The organism is Pseudanabaena sp. PCC 7367 (genome assembly GCF_000317065.1).
Classification (GTDB): Bacteria; Cyanobacteriota; Cyanobacteriia; order Pseudanabaenales; family Pseudanabaenaceae; genus Thalassoporum; species Thalassoporum mexicanum.
Genome location: NC_019701.1, coordinates 3,332,711 through 3,357,650, shown reverse-complemented (window position 1 = coordinate 3,357,650; position 24,940 = coordinate 3,332,711). Strand labels below are relative to the sequence as shown.

Here is a 24,940-nt window from a genome sequence, read left to right as displayed (position 1 = left end):
CAATGAAATTTGCGCTCAAATTAGACCTCAAAAAGCTAGTCACGATCGCCCTGGTGGCGCTAGCGGTATTTTTCTTTTATAGCTATAGCCATCCTGGTTATCAAGGTTATTCTGCCTTTGCCCAAAATGGTACATCTCCCAGTCAGGAAGATTTAGCCCAAATTACCGAGCAGTGGCAGGGTAGTGCCCATGCGATCGCCAATATCAATTGCTCTAGTTGCCATCTGGATCAAGAGACCGAGGCGCTGATTAGCAAGCCAGATCATGAAAGCTGTCGCACTTGCCACGAGCAAGCCGTAGCTACTTTCCTGTTGGGTAAACATGGCATTCGGCTTAACGAAGGTATGACACCGCTAACTCCAGCGATGGCTCAGATTCCGATGAAGGAAGCGGCAATGGACAAGCAAATGACTTGTAATACCTGCCATGATGTTCATTCGGCTAACACAACTGTGGCAGCGGCGGATTCATGCCTCACCTGCCATAACGATAACCATTCCCTTAACTATGAGCAGTCTAGACATGCCGAGATTTTCAGGGCAAAGGGAAATATCCCCCGCCCCGATCGTGAATCGGTGACCTGTGCCACCTGTCATTTACCCCGGCAGATACCAGAAAACGGGGATTGGGTGCATGTTAACCACAACAACACCTTTACCCTTTTGCCGCGCGATCGCATGGTTTCGGAAGTCTGTATGAATTGCCACGGCATGGAATATGCCTATAAAAGTATATTCGACGATGAGATGGTGGAAGCGAATTTTAATCGATCGCCCACCCTGGAGATGGAAACCTTTGAGCTGGTGAGAGAGCTAGAGGAGCGCAGATCTGGCTCGCCTAGCGAGTAGATCCGAACTTCCATCAACAACACACACAACACAAAGGTAGGTAGAGAGAAACTAACTATGAATAGAAATCGTAGAAATCGTCCTAAAAACTGGACAAACTGGCTCAGAACTAAAACCTTCGGCTTAGTTGCGCTAATTTCTGTTGCCCTAATTACTATATCGGCCTGTAGTAGTGGCCCTGCGCCTACCGCTACAGCAGAGGTTGGCATTTCCCCTGAATTGGTCACCGACTATATTCATACTGTCCTGGAAGCCGATCGCACCGCCTATACCAAGCATGTGATCTCAAGGCTGACCAAACTAGAAGGGAAAGAGAAACCCGATGGTGTAGTTGATGCAGAAGCAACCGAAGCCTGGAAAGAGACCGGCGGAGTTCCCTTGCCGGCGCAGATGTTCCGTTTGGGCTCAGAGATCGCCCTAGAAGCTGACACCTTTACCTATGGCTTGATCTCAAGTTGGAACATTAACGATAATCAGGCTCCTAGAAACGAGTTTGAGAAGACTGCCATGAAGCAGGTGGAAGAGACTAGCGAACCATACAAAGACTTTCAGGAGATTGCTGGCCAAAGATACTATTCAGCCCTCTATCCTGATGTTGCCGTGGCCGAAGCCTGTGTCACTTGCCACAACGAACATCCAGTCCACAAGGAAAGATATCCCGATAAGGTATTTGTCCTGGGTGATGTAATGGGTGGGGTTATGATCAACCTGCCTTTGGGTAGTTCATAATTGCTCATCTAGTTGGAAGGGGTGCGTTCGTGAATAATGGCGCATCCCTTTGTCTATTTGGTTATCTATATTTTCTGCTGCTGGATATTTTTATATTCCATGTTGATAGATGTTGATAGATATAGAGAAATTGTGCCTAGTTAACTACCAAATGAATTTCCCGGCAATAAGATGAACTATAACCTGGATTAATTTCTTTGTTTAGGAAAGTGGATTCCTAACCTTCGCTCTGACTAGTTGACAGCCGATCTAGGCGATCGCCCGATATGAAACCAAAATTTTCCACCCTGATTATTCTTACTTTTATTACTGCGTTGCTGCTGCTGCCATTTGCGATCAGTGGCAACTATTTACCCACGTTGCGGGAGCAGTCTTTTAATCTCTATCAGGTTTTTCAAGGTGAGATTTATAAGCAGGTCACGGGTTATGTCTCGCTCGCCTTTGTGCTATTTGAGATGGTACTGACGGTGCGAAAGCGAGGACGGGGTTGGTTAATGAAGATTACTATTCCTGGCTCGATTATTTTCTGGCGCAGTTTGCATATATTTATTGGTGTGGGTTTGGTCGCGGCAACTTTAATTCACACGATCGGTGCGAATGGTTTGAATTTCAATGCGATCTTTCTGTGGGTGTTTTTTGCGGTCACCCTTTCTGCTTTGGTGGGTGTGGTTGCTGAAACCGGGGTCCTGGAATCGTCGCGCCGCTATTATGGAACACCCCCTGCCAAGAATCCAGAGAAGGAAGGGAAAAAGAGGGGATTTGGGATTTCTAAGGGCAAGTTGATCGCCAAGATGCGCGATTTTTGGCTACCCACCCATATCATTCTAGTGGCGATCTTTTTTGTGATGTTGGGCTTTCATATCTTCATTGCCTACTATTATCAGTAGTATCAGTAGCGATCGCCGCCTAATTCCACTCAAGCAGTCGCATCGTATGGTTCGCATATGGAAATGATCGGTAGAGCTATTGCTGGAAGCCTTAACTCCAAGTGGCTCCATCATATTCCAGGCAGAAATTTGCTGTATTGTCTTTGGCAAGAATTGAGAATAGATATAATTGAGTGCAAGTACCTAAATTTGACAATTTGGACTTAACTTAGCGCCTTAATTTAGTAAAGCCTAACCAGAGAGAATGACCCCAGATCAAGAAAGCGACACAATGGAAGCAAAGGAAGCAAAGCCAAATTTCACGGCGATCGGTGTAGTAGCGATCGCGGTTCTGTTTAGTCTAGTGATCTTTTTCACCTCCGGCACTAATGCCAGCATTTTTAATGGTTCTTCTATTTCTGGGCTGGCAACCCTAAAACAAATGTCGCGCCAGAGTGTCACTTACCAAAATGCGATCGCTAATAATAAACCTAGCATCGTGGAGTTTTATGCCAATTGGTGTACCACCTGCCAATCGCTCGCGCCCACCATGCAAGCCCTGCACCACAAGTATGGCAATCAGGTTAATTTTGTGATGTTGAACGTGGATGAACCTGCTGATGCATTGATCGCCCGAAGCTTCCATGCCACCGCAGTGCCGCAACTTACTTTTCTCGATCGGCAAAACCAGGCGCTCAAGACTGTCTATGGAGCGATACCTAAATCGGTTCTGGGCGAAATGGTCAAGCGAACAGCTCTAAACAGCCTGTGATTTTGGTTGCCAATTGATTAAGACTGATTCAAGATGCGTTTATTCGCTTGCTAAAAATTCTTACCTACCAACCCTGTTTTCACCACACCCAATATCAATTCATCTATCAAAAAAAAACAGCCACCATCGCCAAGATAGATAGACAACCCAAGCGAGGTGGAACTAGATCATAATTAAATTAAATTCAACTGAGCGGCAATAATGCCCGGTTAACTAAAAGCGAAAACCAAGCCCAGTTTGTAAGGCGGTGGCGGTTCGATCGCTATTGCGGAAAGCATCAAACGCAAAGATCGCATTCCCAAACACAACTAAATTGCTATTGGGTACGGTGTAGTCGATCCCAGGTTGAATCACAAAGCTATTTTCATTACCCACCGGTGTAACTTCGCGGGTATTGGCCAGTGCCACCCCAGCACCCACGTAAATATCAGTGTTGAAGTTGACCGGAATATCATAGGAAACAGTGGGCACAAAGGCAGTGCTTTCACCAATTAGCACTTGGCCGCGCACGGAAATAGGGATCTCCAGGAATTTATAACGGGCGGCGATCAAACCACCGATCGTACTCTCTTCACCGGCATCAACATTGCCATCGGTGAGGCCGAAGCTAGCACCAATCCCCACATAACTACCATAGGCAGGTTGCGCATGGCTAGGAGCTGCGATCGCTAATGTCACTGCACTAGCAGCGATCGTACCCAATGAAACTTTTAGTAAGTTTTTCACGAATCTCATTCCCTACATGATTACTTCTAGACTGCAGGGATAACGCCTGCAACGCAGGAAGGATACCAGAGAATGGGATTTGCAAATGCTAAGTTTTTAGAAATTTGTCAAGATATGCTGACATTAGATGGCTGCTGGGGACTAATTTTAGCGATCGCCCAGATCTCTACAACAATCCAAAATCATAGAATTAGACAAATATCTAAATCCAACAAATATCTGAATACATCTGAATATATCAGTAAGCCAACTGATGATTACGGCGCAAAATCAAAGTCACACCCTCTAGCTTTCCCACCCAGGCAATGTAGCAAGATTCAGAACTTACACATATTTTGATTAAGGATAGCTAATCGGATCGGAGCTAAAGCGCCTGAGAACAATGCAGCAACAAGATGTTTCGTTGGCCTGAACTAGATTCCCAAATCGGGAAGTCATCAAATATCAGGAGTGAGAACGTTGTTTAAGTTATAGAAAGTGAAAAATACTCAACCAGCCCTATATGTTTCTGAATATCTGGTTTACTTTTAGCCTACCTATGGTTCATTAGGTCTACTTAATGCCTAATTTCGTAAAACTAAGCCTTAAGTATCTAATTAATTATCTAAACTAAAGTAAAAAAGTTTAAGCAATGCCCCCGTGATTTTAATAGGTATCGCTAGAGTTGGGTGGGCGATGGCTATGCTCAAAGGCAAATCGAACAATCTGAGAGCGATTTTCCAAGTTCAACTTGGTCATAATACTGCTCAGGTGGGTTTGCACAGTCCGTGGACTGATTTGCAACCGTTTGCCAATTTCCTTATTAGTAAAGCCCTGCACCACTTGCCAAAATACTCGTTCTTCCGAAGGAGTCAGGGTCGATCGGGATACTGGTGCGGTTGGCTGCTGGAACAGGTGCATTCCTTCCGGTACATTGCCTTTCTTGGTTTCTGGCTTATACGGCGAGAAAAAGTCCATGTCCGTTTTGCCAATCGTCAAGCGATCGCCATTTTTTAGCAAGATTGGGAAGGTCACCCTTTGCCCTCTTAAGAAAGAGCCATTGCGACTACCCAGGTCAACTAAATAAAAGTTACCGACCATTGATGGTTTTTGCTCAGTTGTTTCATTGCTTTTACTACCATCACCTGATCCAAGGGAAGAGCCAAAAGAATCGGGAGCTTCATAATTAGGTGGACGCACAATCTGCAAGGTGGCATGGTTGCGCGACGACCACTTATCATTGAGCACGATCGAATTATTGAAACCGCGACCAATCGTCCAAAAGTCGGCATTGGAAAGCGGAAACAACTGATCGCCGTCTTCGGCATGAATGATCAGATGTGGGAAGTCATGGGATAAAGATCCAGGGTTGTTCGACAAGTTTTGTGTTTGCATCTCAACTATTTTGTTAATTTACCTAACCTAAATAGCTGACGGCAGACAAAAACAGACAGTTCCATCAAAGTTAATAACTATTGGCATAATTATTGCAAGAAAATGTCGTTATTATATGCCTCAGCGTCGTTCACCAAACGCCTCAAATACCCTGATATATAAATTGATACATACCTAGTTAGCTTAACTAATCATAGCTAATTAAATTAGGCTAATTAGATGCATTAAGCCAATTGTACTCATAATTTATGGCCTTATTTATTATTGTTATATACTTTTTAGGCGATCGGCGACTAGTTCTGAATACTCAGGCTGGATCTTAGGGAAAAATGAGCGGTTTCAAGGGTTTTGGCACAATGTTTCAAGAGAATGACTCAATGGCTAGATTAGCCTCTGATTATGGTTTTGGCTTTTTTGGGTGTGAACTCAATGGTAGTTGTCATCCACCAACAGCATGAGTGATTATGAATTTTTGTTAAGTTGATTAATTGGCGATTGATTGGCGATCGTTTGGCCAATATGCATAGATGCGATCGATTCTGCTTTCAATAATCACTAATATTAATTATTATTATTTTGGTATTTCATCTACGACATTATGCTGATTGACATACTCAAGAGAAGTTTGTTTTGATGTTAACTGATTGGGTATTTGAATGGGGATATCTTACCAATCTGTATGGCTCACATAAGGCTTTTTGAATTAGTAGAATTGTTAATGGTTGGTTTTTAGCTGATTAGTTACGGGGTGTTTTAGGGTTAAGCTGCAATCAGACCTGATCACAATTGAGTGATTTCTCGATATTTGCTTACCTATGCTATTCCGGTGCTTTGTAGATATTTAGCTGTTGACCTAATTACTTTACTCCCTGGATTACTGGATTAAAGTTTTATTACTTCAATCTAATTCATCTAATTCAAAAACGATCGCAGCTTTGCGCTGATCGAAACCATGTAAGTAGTGAGCAATACTGGCAGAACTTAGCATGAATAAACTAAATCGCGGCTGGGTAGCGCTCAGGCAACATAAATTTCCAGCACTTGTAGCATTTGGAATCATTTTTGGCGGTGCGGCTCTTGTTACAGTCAGGATTCAACCTATTTATGAAGCGAAGGGTCAGGTTCTAATTGAATCGACAATTGAATCAACAACTGGATCGGTAGCTGCACCCACAACAACAGCATCGATTCCTAACCCTAACCAAGATAATATTGCTTCCAGTGAAGGTTTGCCTCCTTTGCCAACCGATACTGCCATCTCGACCATTCCCCCTGGCGATCGGCTTGCCAATGAAGCAGCCGTAATTAAGTCCAATGCGATCGCTAAAGAAGTAGTAGGGGTACTTAATCAAACTGCAACCGAGAATGAGCTGGAGGCAGAGCAATCGATCGAGTCTTTCTTAGCAAACCTGCAAGTAACGAATCTACCCGACAGCGAAATCCTGGAGATTTCCTACCACGATCCAGATCCCAAACGTGCCGCCAGTATTGTCAATACGGTCTCTAAAATTTACATTGCCTCAGACCTTGAAACCAAGAGCCTGGAAGCAAAATCACTCCTGCAATTTGTAGAGAGACAACTACCCACCAGCAAAAGTGCCCTGGAAAGTGCGGAAATTAAGCTGCGCCAGTTTAAAGAAAACTATCGATTGGTTGACCTGGAAATCGAGAAAGTTACTACGGTTAAGGCGATCAAAGAGATTGAAGCGCAAATGCTCGGCTTGCAGGCAGAACTGGCTGAGGTGGGTGCAAGATCCAAGCAATTACAGCAATCATTGGGGATGGATGCGGGTTTGAGTGTGGCCTGGAGTTCGCCCTCGGCGCAGCAGTTACTCGAAGAACTCCAAGCGATCGAACAGCAGATCGCCCTGGAAAGCACTCGCTATGGTGCGGAGCATCCTTCGATCATCGATCTGCGCGCCCAACGGGAAGCTTTGCAGGTGGTGTTGCAAGGTCGAGTGGGAGAGGATTTGCTTGAGAATCTGACTACTCAAAACCTGCGTATTTCTGATACCCAGGCTCAATTAATTAGTAATCTGGCTAACTTGGAAACTAGCAAGTATGGCCTGCGCAGTCGGTTGGAAGCACTCTCCAAACTGCATCAAGACTACCAAAAACGGATTGATAGTTTACCCAAAATAGAACAACAACAATCGCAACTAGAGCGGGATTTAACCTTAGCTCGTGTCAATTACGATCATCTGTTGCAACAACAAACCAGCCTGCGATCGCAACTACGTCAGATTAGTGCTGGAGCCAGGATTGTTTCACCGGCCACCATTCCCACCAATGCGATCGCGCCAAATATTCCTTTAAATCTTTCATTGGGGGCAATCCTGGGACTTGCTTTTGCTGGCTTAGTCACCTTTATTCTGGCGGCGATCGATAAATCAATCAAAACCTCTGAGCAGGCCAGTGATATTTCTGGTTATAGCCTGCTGGGGATTGTGCCAGATTTTGGTTATGTGGCCAAGCATGATCAAATGATGCGCAAGTCGGCAAAATTAGCTAAAGGCTCGGTATTGATCACCAGGGACATGCCCCAATCAACTTTGGCCGAAACGTTCCGAATTTTACATACTAATCTCAAATTCCTTGAACCTGGCAAAGCACCAAAAGTTATTGCCATTACTAGCTCGATCGCTAAAGAGGGTAAGTCTACATTTACAGCCAACCTGGCGATCGCGGCGGCGCAAATGGGTGCAAAAGTGCTTTTGATCGATGCGGACTTGCGCAAACCAACCCAACATCAACTGTGGCAAGTTCCCAATTCCCAAGGGCTTAGTAATGTGTTGGCTGGTAGTGCCAATTTCTATACCACCACTCAACAGGTAGAACCGCGCCTGGAATTACTCACCGCTGGTACCCTGCCCACCAATCCGGCTGCCCTATTGGATTCAAGGCCAATGAATTCTTTGCTCAGCGTGGCCGCAAGAAACTATGACCTGGTGTTATTAGATACGCCACCAGTAACCGTTGCTGCTGATACTACGGTTTTGGGTAAGAAAACCGATGGGGTGGTGCTATTGGTACGCCCTGGCCTAACTGAGATTGATAGTTTTGCCGCCGCCAAAGATACCCTGACCCGATCGCGCCAGCATGTGTTGGGTTTGGTCGCCAATGGGGTGATGCCGCGTCAGCCTGGTGAGAACTATTCCCTCAATCAGGAATATTATCAAGCGGTGGATGCAGCGCAAACTAAAGAAGCTTTAGGCGATCGCCGCCATAACCCTAATGGAATCGCGGTAATTAAACCAGCAAATCTAACTACTGGCAAAATTACTAATAGCGACAACAATCCTAATAGCTCCAATAGCTCGAATCGACTTAACAATCGCACCCCGATCGCCAGAATTAAACAGAATCCCAATCAGCCAAATAATTTCAAACCACTAATTAACGATCAGGCTACTGGGAATGATCTAGAAACTGGTAATTACCTGACTTATTTAAACGATCAAAACTTAGACGATCAAAACTTAGACGATCAAAACTTAGACGATCAAAACTTAGACGATCGAAATCCTGAAGCCGACCAAGATTTGCATAATGAGCATGATTTCACTGAAAGTAATTTAAAATCTGATCCTCCTAAGCAGGTTGATTGTGACGGAGAGCTAGAAATCGATCAAGTTGCTGATCTAAATCTAGATATCAGTGATGAATTTGATGCTGAGCTAGATGCTTTGGAATCTTTCCTGGAGCAGCGATCGCCCCATCTATCACCTGAGCCAGATCAACAAGAGCAACCCAACCATTCGCTTAAACTAGCTACATCGGCACAGTCCTTAGAAGACTTAGAAAACGATCCTGCGATCGATAATGTTCCAATTCAGCAAACGATCGTGGTTGAATCATCGGTAGTTTCACCAATTCTGCCCAGGGAGATTAAACCAGTTAAGCCTATTTCCAATCCCTATGGACTTGATAATTTCACCGACTTAGAAGACTTAGAAATAGATCAGGCAGTTGAAATCACCTATGTACCTGAGCTTAGCAATGATCTAGATGAATTGGAGCTGGAAACCCAACCGCAGGAATCCCTTGAACCCCACCGCGATCGGCGAAGCGATCAATCAGAATCGCGCAGACAGGCTCTAGATAATGAGAGCGAACTAGGGCAAAATCTACAAATACAAAATCAAAATAGCCAAAAAAACACAGAGGCAGATCGTGGGGATTCTGCTTCTAAATCAATTTCTAAATCAATCTCTAATAAATGGTTTCTCGATCGCACCCGCAAATTAAACTAGCTCGGTTAAGCCAGGTACAATCAATCTAAGCTAATTTCTTCTGCTTCCGCTTCCGCTTTTTGAGGAAATAATGACCAAACCCAAATCCACCAAAAGCTAGCAAACCAAGACCAGATTCAAACTCAAACGGCACGGCTTGAACCGTAAAACGCCAGGAGGCTGGCCCACTACCTTCATCAATATGATAAATAGCGTCGGAAAGGGGGACACTGTTGGCAGTAAGTAAAGAGCTGATTGCGGGAAAGAAATCAGTGCCAACGGTAGCATCACTTAAGGTACCAATTAAGCCAACCTGACTGTTATCATCATCTCGGTTTAAACGAAAACTCGTACTAGTGTTACCGGCACCTGGTGTATATGAAGTCAGGATAAAAGTAAACGGAGGCTCACCATTGGTTAAATCGAATTGGAAATAGTCGTTTTGATCCGTACCACTAGGTCCTGTGTCTCCACTAACTGTATTCACTCCTCCTTCAAGAATCAGTTGATCAGGGGAGGCAACAAAATCGCTAAAATCAAAAACTCCTGCTTCCGGGAAGTCAGCCGCTTTAGCACTACTAACCGAACCGATCGCGCCTAGCACCAACGTTAGGAATACAGCAGAAAAAGTCTTTGAACCCATCTCGCTCACGAAGCAATTACTACATTGATAATAAAGACAGTTTTACATAAGTTTTTTTATTTGTATACAGTTTCACTCCCCGAAGTGGCTTTAGAACTGGGTATTTCGTCTGATCAGCTATTATTAATAGAGACTGAGACACATGGGAATATTTTGTTAAGTTCTGTGGCGCTAATCGATCGCAAAGTCATGTTCGGCGCAAATTTGCTGGGTTTCTGCAAATGCTAGTCTTTCTTGAGTCAAACCACATCGGAACCCACCATCTGCAAGAGTTTGATTGAATTGGCAAGTTTGACAGAGACCAAAAACCTGCCAGCCACTTTGTTTTTGCCAATCGCGCAGTAATTCCCGCAGTTGATTTTCTATATTGTCGCTATTATCGCTATTTTCGGATTGATTGGGGATCGTGCGTTTAAGCTGATTAATGATCGCCTCACCCTGGGGTGTAAGCGCTAAACGTACCGATCGCTTGTCATGGGGATCGGGCGTGCGGGTGATCAATTGCTTACTTTCTACTTTCTAAGTTTATTTCATGCCCTTTTCTCTCATTTTCTAAACCCACTGCAAGATATCAGAGCCTAACTGCTCAATCGCACCGATTGACTTACATCTTGATTTGCTTCCACATTATGGCTTAAATCTAAATCATAACTAGAATCAGTTGCCGATTTAGCCCCAGGCTTGCGTCCGGTCAAGAAATAAGTTGTCATCTGGCCACGCCCCTTCACCTCGATCGCGCCACGGGGTTCAAAATCAAACTGGTCTGCTAGTTCCTCGTAGATAATTTCCGACACTTGAATCCGATCGGCAGTGCCCTGGGACTCCATCCGGCTGGCAATATTCACCGTATCGCCCCACAGGTCATAAATAAACTTTTTGGTGCCAATTACCCCCGCCACCACTGGTCCCGCATTAATGCCAATCCGCATCCGGAATGATTCGCCGGTTCTGGCGTTAAATTGCTGCATTTGCTCTCGCATGTCCAGAGCCATATGGGCGATCGCCGCCATGTGATCTTCCCGGTAATAGGGCAAACCACTTGCGACCATGTAGGCATCACCAACGGTTTTAATTTTCTCGAGGCCATGTTGATCGGCCAGGTGATCGAAGGCGGAGAAAATTTGATTGAGCATGGAAACTAATTCCTGCGGTGACATGCGTGCCGACACCCGCGTAAAGTCAACAATATCGGCAAACAAAACCGATACCTGACTGAACCGATCGGCGATCGCGCCTTGTTCTAGTTTCAAGCGGTTGGCGATCGGCTCCGGCAGAATATTCAACAGCAACCGCTCCGATTTTTCTTTCTCTACTTGCAAAGCTTCTTCGGCGATCACGCGATCGGTAATATCGCGGAAGAACCAGATCATGCCAAAATACTTGCCGTCATTAGCCATTACTGGGCCAGAATAACAATCAAAAATGCGATCGCCGGGCAATCTAATTTCATCGCGTTGGAAATCATTGGGGTCATCATAGGTACGCTCAATCAGATCAGTGAGTGGTTCTGGTAAACCGACGGCAGTGAGCAGGAAAGAGAGCAACCGATTTGCTTCACCTGCGTTTAACAGCGCTTCGGGCACATCCCACATTTCACAAAAGCGGCGATTGAAACTGACAATTCGCCCCTGTTCATCCACCGCCAGAATGCCATCGATCGCCACTTCGCGTTGAGCCTTCAGGAGGGAGTTACTACGCTGCAAGGCTGATTCAAACTGTTTGCGATCGGAAATATCCTTCACAAACACAAAGTTATATTCCTCGCCGCCAAATTCCAGGTAGTTGGCCGTTACCTCCACTGGGAAAATGCTGCCGTTCTTACGGCACATGGTGGTTTCATAGTAAAGGTATTTTCTGGTCTTGAGCTCTTGCCAATGGGATTGCCACTGGGAAGCAGAAATACTAGAATCAATCTGGCTAATGCTCATGTTTAATAGCTCATCTTTGGCATAGCCCAACGCCTTGGTAGTAGCCTTATTCACATAGGTAATCTGCCCATCGGGGCGGCACCAGGCCACCAGGTGAGACAATCGCTCCAGGGCAAACATGGCAAATTGGAGTTGCTTTTCTGCTTGCTTTTGGGCGGTAATGTTGCGGACTACGGCCAAATTAATTGCTTTGCCCGTGGGGTCAACCGTGGCCACACAATCGATCAATACATCAATATCATCGCCGTCTTTGGTGCGATAGCAGTAGGGGATATCTTGAATATGATCGGCTTGCCAAAATTCAGTGCCAAACTCTGGTTCCGGCTCATCTGGTTGCAGGGAAATTAAAAAATCAGCGGATTTATACATCACTTCCGCCCTAGCATAGCCAGTCTCGGCCAGCCACTTGTCGTTGACATCACAAATCCGACCGCGATCGTCCACGGATATCATCATCACTGGGGCTTGCTCAAATACATGGCGCAGCTTTGACTCGCTCTGGCGCAGTGATTGTTCAATATGTTTGCGCACCGCCACCTCGACTACCATCTGGTCATTGGCATAGGCGAGTGCCTGGGTGCGTTGTTTCACCCGTTGCTCCAGGTCTTTTTGCGATCGCTTCAGGGCTTCCTGGGCGGTAATGCGATCGCTGATGTCGATCAGGCTACCATCGTAATAAAGCAAACTGCCCTGGGGCTCTTTGACCGCGCGAGCATTGGCGGAAACCCAAATCAGGCTCCCATCAGCACACTTGGCTTGGAACTCAAATCCCTTGACCCGTGCCTGGGTCTCGATTAATTGACTGAATTGTTCATACTGCCCTGGTTCAGCAAAAACCTGGATGCCAATATCATTGATCTGCGCCAGCAAATGTTGCGATGTGGCATAGCCCAGCATTTCGGCAATGGCTGAGTTGACATCAATAAAACTACCCCCAGGGCTGGCTTGGAACATGCCCTCTACGGCATTTTCAAAAATGTGCCGATATTTGGCCTCGACCTGGTTTAGTTCTGCTTCCTTAATCCGTCGGAATCGTTGATTTTCCCGATCGCGTGCTACTTTTTCGAGCGTATTGGCGATCGTAATTTCTAAATCTTTGGGGTTAATCGGCCTGGTTAGAAAATCCACTGCCCCCAGGTTCATTGCTGTCCTGATATTAGCAATATCCTCACAGCTAGACATGACTATAGTTTTTAAGCCATATTGCCTATATCTAGAAAATTCATCTCCCTCAAGCTGTGCCAAAAGCTCCAAACCGCCCATCCGTGGCAGATCAATCGCAGTGAGCACCATATCGATCGCATCATCTGCGCTCAGTAATTCTAATGCCTGTTGACCGTCGGAGACGAAACAAAACCGATAATCACCGTTGATGATTTTGCCCCTGAACAGGCTGTTTATAAGTGATTCAAGCTGGCGATCGTCGTCCACCACCATTATTCTGGCTGGCATGTATTATTACCTTAGGTGACATGGGCAAAGTTCGGAGTAGCTCTCTCTCAATAACCGTAAAACCACGATCTTTTACGCTGGGATATTTTCACATCCTGGCATTTCCATCGGCATATTATCTGAATATATCTGAATACCCGTGATTGCAATTTGCAACAAAGCCGTAGCAATTAGAACAACGGCTGCCAAATTTAAGCATCCAGATTTTAACCGGTGGGATCGATAGCTAGGATCGATGGTTGGAGTAGAGCTTGATGTTTTAATTGATTTTTCCAGCTCAAGCAAATAAAGCATCCCAGACAGCCAGTACGATTGGCTGGATAGTCTTGCTAGTCATGATGCACATCTCGATTTGGTGCAATCGATCGCTATGACGTACTCTATGACGTAGATCACAGCAGCCAGGTTGCTAATTGCCAGAATTGAGCTAAATTCAAGCCTTGGCAGCGATTTTAATGACTACCTAATTTTTTATTTGCCTTAAGTTGCTTAAGTTGCATTGATCAAACTTTGACTGTCACGGTGATGCGTCTCAAATTTTCCACCAGTGATTTGTCACTGAATCTAATTTTATCTGCTAGGATGGCTGTCTTGAATCGATCGCCAGAACGTTAACTACTAAATAACTGCAATATCTCAAGCTATGGTTCGGTCTATGGTATGCAGAAGCATATTTGAGGTGGGCGATCGCCAACTAAAGCGGATCAATCTAAACTAGTTCACCTTAATGATAATTCAATAACTCCCAAAATAGAAGTTTTGCAAGATTAACTGAGTAGTAAATGAGCTGAAACCTTGGGCTGAGGGGGATGTTAAAGATGTTAATTAAAAGAATAAGACAATATTTGGGTATATTTAGTATTTTGCTGTTCTGGATTGCATTTAGCCCAGTTATGACCAGTATGGCCGGTATGACCAGTGCTTTTGCTCGAGCCTCAACGGGTTCTGAACCAGAGCTTAATCCAACTCCTAAGCCGATTGATATTGATATTGATATTGATAATGTAACTAATTTCCTAAATCAACCGATCGCCCCATTGGCCCAATTGGTTCAATCAGTCAAAGCCAATCAGGTCAGCCGATTTCAAGCCCATGAAACCAGTGTGCTGCAAGTGCAGTTTAGCCCCGATGGCAATCATTTGCTCACTGCTTCTTCCAATGGCTCAGTCAAGCTGTGGGATCGCCTGGGTCAAGAATTAGTCGAATTTCCCCATGAAGATCACATTATCTGGAGTGCAAATTTTAGCGCCGATGGTAGCCAGATCATCACCGGAGCGCAGGATGGAGTTGCCCGATTGTGGGATCGCAGTGGTCAACTATTGCAAGAATTCACTGGCCATGAAGATTGGGTAAATACGGCGATCTTCAGTCCCAACGGCGATCGCATTCTTACCGCCTCCTCGGATGGCACGGTGAGGTTATGGAACCTAGAGGGGGAACAACTACTTGAGATCAAACATCCCGATGCGGTTTGGACTGCTGCATTCAGCCCCGATGGTGAATACATTGCCACTGGCGCTTCAGATCATCTGGCCAGGTTGTGGGATCGCCAGGGCAAGCTGCTAACCGAACTAAAAGGACACCGCAACTGGGTCAGGAGTATTGCGTTTAGTCCCGATGGTCAATATATCGCCACTGCTTCATCGGATCGGACAGCGCAGTTATGGGATCTAGAGGGCAAGTCGATCGCCCAATTGGCGGGACATACTGGCGTGGTACGCGCAATTAGATTTAGTAATGATGGGAAATACATCGCCACCGCCTCGGAAGATAAAACAGTCCGATTGTGGAATTTGCGCGGTCAACAGCTAGCACGACTGGATGGACACCAGGACTGGGCGATCGGGCTGGGTTTCAGTCCCAATGGTCGCTATCTGGCTTCTGCTGCCGCCGACTTTACGGTTCGGATCTGGGAATTAAATTTGGGTAGTAATTTTTGATCTAGCGATCGCAAGATTATTTCGTCAAAGTCAACTCATCTTTATTGCCCATAATCCCCTGGGGTCGCCACACCATTAATAAAATCAAGGTCAAGCCGATCGTAATGAGTTGCAATGCCTCCAGCTTACCGCCACCAAGGATGCCAATTCTGACCTGTTGGGGCAAAAAACGAGGCAGGGTATTGTAGAGCTGAAAAATTAGCGCCCCCAGCAACACGCCCAAATTACTACCAGCACCGCCGATCGTGACGATCGTCCAGGCTTGGAAGGTAATCAACGGAATAAAAGTCTCTGGATAGACAGTGGTTAGTTGCCAGGCAAAGAACGCCCCCGCAAAACCAGCGATCGCCGCCCCAATCGAAAATGCCTGTAGCTTATACCAAAACACATTCTTACCCAGTGCCTTGGCCACTTCTTCATCTTCGCGGATCGCCTTAAGCACTCTGCCCCAGGGCGATCGCACCAATCTTTCTAGCTGCCAATACACCACCGCCAGAACCACCAATAATAACCCCATCAACAAAGCCGGGTAATAATTAGTAGCTACCAATCCTTCCAGGGGGCGATCGTAGCCATATACCCCCCTTGCGCCATTGGTCAGCCATTCTTCATTGTTGGCAATCAAGCGCACAATTTCTGATACCCCGATCGTCACGATCGCTAGATAGTCGGTTCGCAACCGCAACGTAGTGCTGCCCACCAATAGACCCAAAATGCCAGCCGCGATCGCCGCCAGCAAAAATGCAAAATACCAGGGTACACCAGCCAGATTTAACATAACAGTGGTATAGGCACCCACAGTCATAAAAGCCACATGGCCAAAATTCACCAGTCCGGCAAACCCCCATTGCAGGTTTAAGCCCAGGCTAAATAGAGCAAAAATAGACGCAAAGCTGAGCAAGGAAGTAAGGTAGGCAAGCATAGATCTGGGATGATTTTTTCAGTGATGGGATCGTAGTCTATCCAATTGATAATATAGGTTTGTTAGCGATTAGTTAAAAGCCTTGGTTAGATAAACAAGTTTAGGCTATTATTTTATTTTCGTTACTAAATCTTTCTTGAATTATTTGAGAGACATTAAATAAACCTCACAGGGAGGTTAACCTTGCAATCGCACGATCGTAACTTAGGGGGAATGATAGTTACTACATATGCCAGTACGAATTCTGGTGCAACTATTGCTGAGGTAATTCAGAAGATCGCTATGACGAATCTGGCTTGTGAAACTCCGGCCACTCCATCAACGTTACTAGAACTAGAAAGCCGTGGCTCGCAACAGGTTCCTACCCAGCATTTTGATTATATTGTGGTCAATGATGATCAACAATTCAAAGGGATTCTGACCGCAACTGAGCTATTGCCAGCGATCGCATCTCAATTAGATTTAAGCACCGTCACGGTGTCATCCTTGCTGCCACAACAATCGATCGTGCTAACGGAAGAATATGATCGAGATGTCTTTGCCATTTTGGCACTACGGCGACAACATCGGGTTAACTTTGTGCCAGTTGTTGATCAAGCCCATAAATTGCTGGGGATTGTATCGGTGGATTCAATTTGCCAGAGTATGCAGCCTGGTTATTTGCTCAAACATAGCCAGGTTTCAGCTTATTTAAATCCAAATGTGGTTTTGGCTGATCAGGATACGTCGGTGTTGGCGATCGCCCAGCAGATGTGTGAGCAGAAATACGATATTGCAGTAGTGGTGCAGCGTTCTTATACCGGATTGCTACTACCTGCTGGTATTATTACCAGTGCTGATATTGTGCAACTTAAAGCATTGGGGCTGGAACTAGCGCAATTGCCGGTGGGCAAATTAGTTATCCATCCTCTGCCGCAGGTAAAACCACACGACAGTTTGTATGTGGCTTACCAGATCATGCAGCGATCGCAAACCAACCTCTTAATCGTCTGCGGCAGTAAAGGAGAACTGGTGGGCACCATAGAGCTTAGTGATTTGTTTAAGGTGCTTGACCCAATGGAAATGTATGGTCAGGTAGAAGTGCTCCAACAGCAGGTGAGCCTATTGCAGGCGGAAAAGCTGCAATTACTGGAACAATTAGAACAAAAGCTTGACCAAAATCAAAATAATGATCGAAACCAGGCTGCTGCGGGGGGCTCCCAAAATGTGCCGATCGCTAATGTAGTTGCTAGTCCCAGCAGGTATCAAAATGGCAGCGATCGCCCAGCCGGATCGACATTATTTAACTACGACCCAGAATATTTACTGGCTAAGGCTTCGCTTCACCTGCGCCAATCCCTTGACCTGGCTCAGATCTTAGAAACTGCGGTGGAAGAGATTCAACAATACCTGGCTGCCGATCGGGTGATCATTTCGCACCTGCAACCCGATGGTAATGGTAACGCCAATGTGGAAGCATTAGCACCAATGCTAGCCCGCCAAAATGGTTCGATTCTGGGGCGATCGATTCGGCTCCCTGAACTGGAGTCAGCCTGGATGCCAAGTTACGTGAAGGGTAATGCCCAGGTTGTCTGTGATATTTATAATGCTGGGCTGGAGCCAAGATACATTGAGTTCTTTGAAAATTTAGGCGTAGGCGCTTTTATTAGTGTGCCAGTTTTACAGGGAGTCAAGCTCTGGGGCTTAATTATTGTCCATCATTGTTCAGGGGCTCGCCCTTGGCAGCAGTGGCAAATTGAGTTTCTAGAACGGCTAGCGGTGCAGTTGGTAATTGTGGTGCATCAATCGCTATTGTTAGAACAATCGCAAATTGAATTGGCGGAACGCAAACGGGCTGAAGCGCAACTGTTGCATAATGCCTTTCATGATGCCCTGACGGGATTACCAAATCGTTCCCTGTTTAACGATCGCCTTAACCATGCGATTGAACGAGCCAAGCGACGATCGCAAAGTGCATTTGCAGTGCTGTTTTTGGATCTCGATCGATTTAAAGTGGTCAATGATAGCCTGGGTCATGCGATTGGCGATCAATTATTGATGGCGATTGCCCAGCGCCTCCTACCGCAGCTAGAACCTTCCGACACCCTGGCCAGGTTAGGAGGGGATGAGTTTGTGATTTTATTGGAAGACATTGATAACCCGCAGAATGCAACTAAAATCGCGGAAGTAATTAAGCAGCAATTATCTCAGCCCTTTCATCTCAGCGGCCATGATGTATTTGTCTCCGCCAGCATTGGGATTGTATTTAGCGAAGTCGGTTATGACAGTGCCGCAGATGTACTGCGAGACGTAGATATTGCCATGTATCGCGCTAAAAATAGAGGTAAGGCGCAGCATGTTGTTTTCGATCGCTCCATGCATGTGGGAATTGTGGCGCGATTGCAAGCAGAGAACGACCTACGCAAAGCGATTGAGCGTGAAGAGCTAGAACTGCACTATCAACCAATTTTATCCCTAGAGAATAATAAAATTTCTGGATTGGAGGCACTGATCCGCTGGCAGCATCCTACCCGTGGGCTGGTTTCGCCAGGGGAATTTATTCCTTTGGCCGAAGAAACTGGCTTGATTCTAGCGATGGGTGAGTGGGTAATTCGGAATGCTTGTCGGCAGTTGCGGCAATGGCAGCAGGCCTATGCGATCGGCGATCGGCTTTATGTCAGTATTAATTTGTCGGGTCATCAAATTGCCCAAATGACATTGTTTGATGTAATTAGCCAGGTCTTGACTGAGAACAATCTGAATCCGGCTAGTTTAAAGCTAGAGATTACTGAAACTGTGATTATGGAGAATATTGATACTGCCCGTGCCCTGTTGGAGAAACTCCGATCGCTGGGGGTGCAGGTTTATATCGATGATTTTGGCACTGGCTATTCTTCGTTTAGCTATCTCCAAAACCTGCCCGTAGATGTGTTGAAAATCGATCGCAGTTTTATTAGCAGGATCTCCAATGATGCCAATAGCTGGCGAATTGTGCAAACGATTATGAATTTGGCGCGATCGCTAGGATTGCGAGTAATTGCCGAGGGAGTGGAATCCACCGAACAAATGGCTTGTCTGGTGGAATTGGGGCAGGAGTTTGCCCAGGGTTATCTCATCTCTCGCCCTTTGAACCGTCAGCTAGCGGAGGAGTTGATCCGACAGCTTTAACCTACATTTCGCGGTTAGGTCAGCAAAGTAGATAATATTTCTGACAGGGAGCAGCAAGGAAATTCAGGATCAGCAAACGTTCCTCAGCAAGACAGGGCTTACGCAAAAGCGAAATTAATGGTTGGGTGCCTGAGAATCCCCTTAAGATAATCAGCCCAAAGTTGTTGCTTAAGTTGATAGACTGTCTGCCCCGTTTTGCAAACAATAGCCTTCAATTTAGCCCAAACAAAATTGAATTAAAATATGGCTCTACCCCAGTCCAGGAATAGAGCCAAATATTGCAAAATCATATCGAACAATTAATTTTGTTCCCTGCCATTTTCATCAACCGCTACCATGCTGGGTATTGGTCGATAGGCATAATCAGGACGACCCACTTCCTTGCAGATGTCTTCTTTAACGGTTTCGAGATCAATATAGCGATCGGCCACGTTGATGAGATGATCGCTAGTCATCGATCGCAAACTGACAACTTCCACCCGTACACCGCGATAGCTGGCCGCATCGACTGCATAGGCAAGATCGCCATCACCACTGACCAAAACCGCAGTGTCATAGGAACCAGCCAAAGCCATCATGTCTACGGCAATCTCTACATCCAGGTTCGCTTTCTTAGAACCATCGGGCAACTGCACTAGTTCTTTAGAAATGACCCGATAGCCATTCCGACGCATCCACAGCAAAAAGCCCTGCTGTTTTTCATTGGTGCGATCGACTCCAGTATAAAAGAAAGCTCTGAGCAATCTAGAACCCTCAGTTAACCTACAAAGCAACTTAGTGTAATCAATTTCAATGCCCAACTGTAATGCAGCGTAGAACAAGTTTGAGCCATCAATGAATATTGCTACTCTGCCCCGATTTTCCATTACCTGTTGTGGCGTAAACCCAGGATTCTTTTCGAAATTTAACATTATTTTTCCTATAAGAGTATTTTATATATATTCAGTTTACCCAGTCATGCGCAGGATCAAGTTTTAAACTGCAATAGGTTCATGGGGCGAACCGACAGGCCACCATAAACAAGACGGGATCAAAATTCTGCAAATTGATAATCTAAGACATCGCTATTTGCAAGTTTAACCTTCGCTATCTAAAATTGTTGGCAAAGATAGGTAAATCTACTTGCACGTTTGTGTCTTTTCTGAAATTAACTGTGAGTTAAGCATGATCCTAGCCTATATTATCTTAATCGCATAGGTATTTGTGCCCAATAATCACAACAATACATCATCTATCAATGACATAAACATAGCTAATGCTGGACTAGACCCATAAGAAGGTATAGCCATGACGATCGCTGAATCGCCTGTTAGTAAATGTGCTGGGGAATTTGCCCATTTCTATAGTCTTATCTCTATGCTTCCAATTAGATAGAAGCTTAGATAAAACTTTCTGTCTAAAGACAGGTATGAAGTATGTTGGCTAATTTGACTTAGTTTGGCCTAGTTCGATCGCAATTGGCTTGCAAACTTCGGTTAATCAGATAATCATGATTGCCAGTGCGTTAAAAAACTACTTAAACCTAATAATGACTGTGATTGAGGATCAGCTTAATCTATGTGACCTAAGCTGTGGCCTAATCTTATACATTTATATATTTCAGGTATATTCAGGTATATTCAGAAACACCCGATTATGTCAGTTCAACTAGTTCGCCATGGCAAACGCAGCGAAACAGGTTAAACCAACATGTATTCTCATCTAGTAGCTAATTCAAGGCGCTGAAACACTGGTTTGGGCTTGGTTAATCGTGTTTGTGGCGCTAGGGAACCCCAGGCTGTATGTTGCTGCCACGGTGGCAAGCTCTGGGAATCTAGCTCAAAGCCCAATTGTTGGTAAATTTTTTGGCTAATGGTAGGAATTATTGGCCACAACAAGTAAGCAGAAAGACGAGTAGCTTCAAGCACAACATAAAGAGTCTCGCTGATTTCTTCATGCTTACCATCTTTAAATAACAGCCAGGGAGCAGTTTCGTCAATTAATTTATTGCAACTCCACACTAAAGTGAGTATTTGCTCACATACCTGGCGAAAGGCAAGCTGTTCATAGGCAAGGCTGGTACGATCGCCTAGATCGCTCGCCATATCTACGATTGGCTGGGTTAGGTCTGCTAGCTTATTGGTGGTTGGTGCTGGTACTTGCTTTTGGCAATATTTAACTGCCATGCCAATGCTGCGGCTGAGTAGGTTGCCAAGGCTATTGGCCAGATCAGCATTCACGGTGTTAATAAATCTTTCTTCATTAAAATCACCATCGCGGCCAAATTCGATCTCCTTGAGGAAATAGTAGCGAATTGCATCCGCGCCATAGCGATCGACCAGGTCGAAGGGATCGATCGTATTGCCCAGGGATTTACCCATTTTGTGGCCATCTTTGGTTAAAAAGCCATGTCCAAACACTTTCGCTGGCAAGGGCAAATCCGCCGACATCAGCATTGCTGGCCAATAGACCGCATGGAAGCGCAGAATATCTTTGCCAATAATATGCAATTTGAAGGGAAACCAGGTTTTGATCGCGTTGGCCAGGGTGGGCTCGTCGTTGGGTTCTAGCAATCCAGTCACATATCCCAACAGGGCATCAAACCACACATAGAGCGTATGGCTGGGATCGGTGGGAACGGGGAAACCCCAATCGACGTTGACGCGGGAGATCGAAAAGTCGCGCAAACCCTGCTTTACAAAGCCCAAAACCTCGTTGCGGCGGATTTCTGGCTGGATAAAATCGGGATGGTCGCGGTATAGCTGCTCTAGCCGATCTTGATATTTAGACAACCTAAAGAAATAGTTGGGCTCATCGCGCCAATCGCAAGCACTCTTATGAATGGGGCAGTGATGATCGGGCAATAATTCGCGTTCTTCTTTAAACTCTTCACAGGCAACGCAATACCAACCTTGCTGGCGATCGAGATAGATATCATCGGCCTGATAGACGCGATCGAAAAATTCCCTCACGATCGATTCATGGCGCGGGTTAGTAGTCCGCGAAAAGCGATCGTAACTAATGTTTAATTTCTGCCATAGGTTTTGAAACTCGGCCACAATTAGATCGCAATGCTCCTGGGGTTGGCGGCCTTGCTTGGTGGCGCTATCCTGGATTTTTTGGCCATGCTCATCTGTCCCCGTCACAAACAACATCGGATTACCACGCAGACGATAGAACCGCGCCAGGGCATCCGCTGCCATCGTCGGGTATGCGCTGCCAATGTGGGGCATGGCATTGACATAGTAGAGGGGAGTGGTCAGGGCGATCGGCTCTAAAGGTTGCTCGGCAGTCATAAATAGTTGGGTTGATAATTTGATTCGCTTGGCTCTTGGCTTTGTCTGTTTTCCTGGAATTGCCTTATGTTTCTCTCGCTCTAATCTAAATGAGCAACATAATCAACTTAGGTAAATAAAGTAAATAGGGGCAACCAAAATTTAGATTACTAACTTGCTGACTAGTTTGCTAACTAATTTGATTACTAATTTGATTACTAATTTTGCTAACTAAATACAGATGAGTCAGTTAGCCAAAGCCTGGGATCTAATTCTATCCTTTCAAAAGCTATCTGAGCTCTCCATACTGCACAAAAGTTGGGTGTATAAGCAGTTAAATCCTGACAAGTAAATAAAAGCGGATATTCAAAAATAATTAAGCTTTAACCAACTAAGTCACTTGCTCAAGCCTGAAAATTTGGCTTAATCCTCTGGCTCAACTTTGCCACTTCTGTTGGCAGCCAATGTCCATCTGGGGCGATCGATCACTGGCTCTATTGCCCACTTAATCTAGAGCTTAGTCGATCGGCATAGGGATCAATAATGACGTTTATCCTGCAAATTCAAGTAATTCGGGCGATCGAGCTAAAGCCGAGTTTATTAAGTTGTTTAGTTGATTATGTGGTGACGTAAAGGGATGTAAATATAATTGAATTAGGCCATTATGACTCAGGTGATATAATGAGCGCCATCACTTGAAAAGAACTGCTAGAGTGCATTACACATGATTTTACTCAAATTATGAAGCACTCAAGTGCAAGCCAAGTTACCAACCTTAAGCTATGTTTATCCCAGTTAATTATGACTAGTTAATTATGATTAGTGGTAATGCGGCAAAATGGAGATCGAGGGCGTAAGCTAATGATCAAATTTGCGGCAGTAAACTAGCGGTAGTGAACTAGTAGATCTTATAGATTTAGATCCTGATTAGTTATCAATAGTTACTAACATAATTACTAAATAATTAAATTAAGATTGGATGTCTCTAGGTATATATAGCCCGTGCGCACTTGGTTCCGATTGAGTTAAATTAAAAATGACTCATATTTTTTGAGGTTTAGCTAATTTCGAGAGGCTTTTGGAAGATGATCGAGATGAAGGTTGCCGGGATTGCGATCGATGCTGTAAGCAGAAATCCAATCGTCCTATTAAGAGATGTGGCCGATCGCAGGGCATTGCCGATCTGGATCGGTGAAGCAGAGGCAAAGGCGATAGTTTCGGCGCTTGACCCAAAACCCCTAGCCAGACCAATGACCCATGATTTGCTCACCAGTATTCTCGATAATATGGGAGCAGCTCTGGAGCGCATTGTAATCCACTCGCTCAAAAACAGCACTTTCTATGCCTTACTGACCGTTAAACAGGGGGAGAGCAAGAAGGAAATTGATGCCAGGCCAAGTGATGCGATCGCCCTGGCACTGCGCGCCCAATGTCCAATCTGGGTAATGGAAGAGGTGATCTCGGAAGCATCGATTCCGGTTGATCAGGATGCCGATGAGGCAGAACGGCGGGCATTTCGGGAATTCTTATCTGATATTAGCCCCGAAGATTTTACCCGCAGCGGTGGCACTCAAAAGTAGCAAGATTCAAACGTATTGGTATTCAACCAGTAATAGAGGTGGTAGAGAAAATAGTCGGGGCAATATTCAAGCAACTTAAGCCGATATTTAATCAATATTTACTAATAAAACTAATAAACCAGTAGCACAATCAAAACATAATGAATTACATAGGCAGCTAGATGGGCGATCATCAAAAACAAGTTCAAAAACAAATCCGCTTAATACGCGTTCACCTATTCATTTCCGGTAATGTGCAGGGGGTGGGCTATCGCTTTTCGACTGCGAGCATGGCCAAAAAACTAGGTCTTGCCGGTTGGGTGCGTAATTTGCTCGATGGCAGAGTTGAAGCCACCTTCGAGGGAGCCAAAGAAACCGTAGAAAAAATGCTGAGCTGGTGTTATCAAGGCCCCGACTATGCGATCGTCAAAGATATTACGATTGCCCATGAGCAGCCCCTAGGTTTAAAAGGATTTGAAATTAAGTATTAGTCATAACCTACATCTAGCAGGGTAAACTGGGTTAGTTTATGAGTTTGATGACCACGC

The 24,940-nt window shown here is 45.2% G+C and carries 17 protein-coding genes; 9 read left to right on the top strand and 8 right to left on the bottom strand.

From position 1 onward, the window contains the following. Nucleotides 1-2 precede the first annotated feature (2 nt). The 4 genes from PSE7367_RS13305 (at nt 3) to PSE7367_RS13290 (ending at nt 3,215) form a co-directional block, all read left to right on the top strand. Nucleotides 3-848 carry a doubled CXXCH domain-containing protein gene (locus PSE7367_RS13305; protein ID WP_015165877.1) on the top strand — a complete coding sequence of 282 codons (846 nt, stop codon included), beginning with the start codon at nt 3-5 and terminating at the stop codon, nt 846-848. A 57-nt stretch (nt 849-905) separates the two neighbouring features. After that, nucleotides 906-1,577, top strand: a complete 672-nt coding sequence (locus tag PSE7367_RS13300) for a Tll0287-like domain-containing protein (RefSeq protein ID WP_015165876.1) — start codon at nt 906-908, stop codon at nt 1,575-1,577. 266 nt (nt 1,578-1,843) lie between these two features. Further along, entirely contained in the window at nt 1,844-2,464 is a 621-nt protein-coding gene (locus PSE7367_RS13295; protein ID WP_015165875.1) for a hypothetical protein, read from the top strand. 244 nt (nt 2,465-2,708) lie between these two features. Next, a complete protein-coding gene (locus tag PSE7367_RS13290) occupies nt 2,709-3,215 on the top strand; it encodes a thioredoxin domain-containing protein (protein WP_015165874.1) in 507 nt (168 codons plus the stop codon). Between the two features lie 213 nt (nt 3,216-3,428). On the opposite strand, the gene PSE7367_RS13285 is transcribed toward PSE7367_RS13290, so the two are convergent. Together PSE7367_RS13285 and PSE7367_RS13280 are read right to left on the bottom strand one after the other, a co-directional pair. After that, on the bottom strand, nt 3,429-3,950 hold the full coding sequence (locus PSE7367_RS13285) for a hypothetical protein (RefSeq protein WP_015165873.1): 522 nt from the start codon (nt 3,948-3,950) through the stop codon (nt 3,429-3,431). A gap of 636 nt (nt 3,951-4,586) precedes the next feature. Next, nucleotides 4,587-5,315: a LuxR C-terminal-related transcriptional regulator gene (locus PSE7367_RS13280; protein ID WP_015165872.1), complete on the bottom strand. Its 729-nt coding sequence runs from the start codon at nt 5,313-5,315 to the stop codon at nt 4,587-4,589. A 986-nt stretch (nt 5,316-6,301) separates the two neighbouring features. Between PSE7367_RS13280 and PSE7367_RS13275 the strand changes: the two genes are divergently transcribed. Then, complete coding sequence (locus PSE7367_RS13275; protein ID WP_015165871.1) at nt 6,302-9,568, top strand: GumC family protein; 3,267 nt, start codon at nt 6,302-6,304, stop codon at nt 9,566-9,568. 25 nt (nt 9,569-9,593) lie between these two features. Here PSE7367_RS13275 and PSE7367_RS13270 read toward each other — a convergent pair whose 3' ends face one another. The 3 genes from PSE7367_RS13270 to PSE7367_RS20520 all read right to left on the bottom strand — a co-directional run bounded on the left by PSE7367_RS13270 (nt 9,594) and on the right by PSE7367_RS20520 (nt 13,570). Next, complete coding sequence (locus tag PSE7367_RS13270; RefSeq protein ID WP_015165870.1) at nt 9,594-10,190, bottom strand: PFE-CTERM domain-containing protein; 597 nt, start codon at nt 10,188-10,190, stop codon at nt 9,594-9,596. Nucleotides 10,191-10,361: 171 nt separating this feature from the next. Further along, on the bottom strand, nt 10,362-10,691 hold the full coding sequence (locus PSE7367_RS13265; RefSeq protein WP_051037975.1) for a helix-turn-helix domain-containing protein: 330 nt from the start codon (nt 10,689-10,691) through the stop codon (nt 10,362-10,364). Between the two features lie 77 nt (nt 10,692-10,768). Beyond that, nucleotides 10,769-13,570 (bottom strand): adenylate/guanylate cyclase domain-containing protein, encoded by a 2,802-nt coding sequence (locus PSE7367_RS20520; RefSeq protein WP_015165869.1) that lies wholly within the window; start codon nt 13,568-13,570, stop codon nt 10,769-10,771. An 893-nt stretch (nt 13,571-14,463) separates the two neighbouring features. On the opposite strand from PSE7367_RS20520, the gene PSE7367_RS13250 reads away from it, so the two are divergent. Next, entirely contained in the window at nt 14,464-15,510 is a 1,047-nt protein-coding gene (locus tag PSE7367_RS13250; protein WP_156800527.1) for a WD40 repeat domain-containing protein, read from the top strand. A 16-nt stretch (nt 15,511-15,526) separates the two neighbouring features. On the opposite strand, the gene PSE7367_RS13245 is transcribed toward PSE7367_RS13250, so the two are convergent. Continuing rightward, nucleotides 15,527-16,432 (bottom strand): branched-chain amino acid ABC transporter permease, encoded by a 906-nt coding sequence (locus tag PSE7367_RS13245; RefSeq protein WP_015165867.1) that lies wholly within the window; start codon nt 16,430-16,432, stop codon nt 15,527-15,529. A gap of 213 nt (nt 16,433-16,645) precedes the next feature. Between PSE7367_RS13245 and PSE7367_RS20515 the strand changes: the two genes are divergently transcribed. After that, nucleotides 16,646-19,579 (top strand): EAL domain-containing protein, encoded by a 2,934-nt coding sequence (locus PSE7367_RS20515; protein WP_051037969.1) that lies wholly within the window; start codon nt 16,646-16,648, stop codon nt 19,577-19,579. A gap of 299 nt (nt 19,580-19,878) precedes the next feature. On the opposite strand, the gene PSE7367_RS13235 is transcribed toward PSE7367_RS20515, so the two are convergent. Then, nucleotides 19,879-20,490 (bottom strand): LabA-like NYN domain-containing protein, encoded by a 612-nt coding sequence (locus PSE7367_RS13235; protein WP_015165865.1) that lies wholly within the window; start codon nt 20,488-20,490, stop codon nt 19,879-19,881. 786 nt (nt 20,491-21,276) lie between these two features. Continuing rightward, on the bottom strand, nt 21,277-22,854 hold the full coding sequence (metG, locus tag PSE7367_RS13230) for a methionine--tRNA ligase (protein ID WP_015165864.1): 1,578 nt from the start codon (nt 22,852-22,854) through the stop codon (nt 21,277-21,279). Nucleotides 22,855-23,918: 1,064 nt separating this feature from the next. Between metG and PSE7367_RS13225 the strand changes: the two genes are divergently transcribed. Together PSE7367_RS13225 and PSE7367_RS13220 are read left to right on the top strand one after the other, a co-directional pair. Continuing rightward, nucleotides 23,919-24,413: a bifunctional nuclease family protein gene (locus PSE7367_RS13225; protein ID WP_015165863.1), complete on the top strand. Its 495-nt coding sequence runs from the start codon at nt 23,919-23,921 to the stop codon at nt 24,411-24,413. Nucleotides 24,414-24,574: 161 nt separating this feature from the next. Beyond that, nucleotides 24,575-24,883 carry an acylphosphatase gene (locus tag PSE7367_RS13220; protein WP_015165862.1) on the top strand — a complete coding sequence of 103 codons (309 nt, stop codon included), beginning with the start codon at nt 24,575-24,577 and terminating at the stop codon, nt 24,881-24,883. Nucleotides 24,884-24,940: the final 57 nt, after the last annotated feature.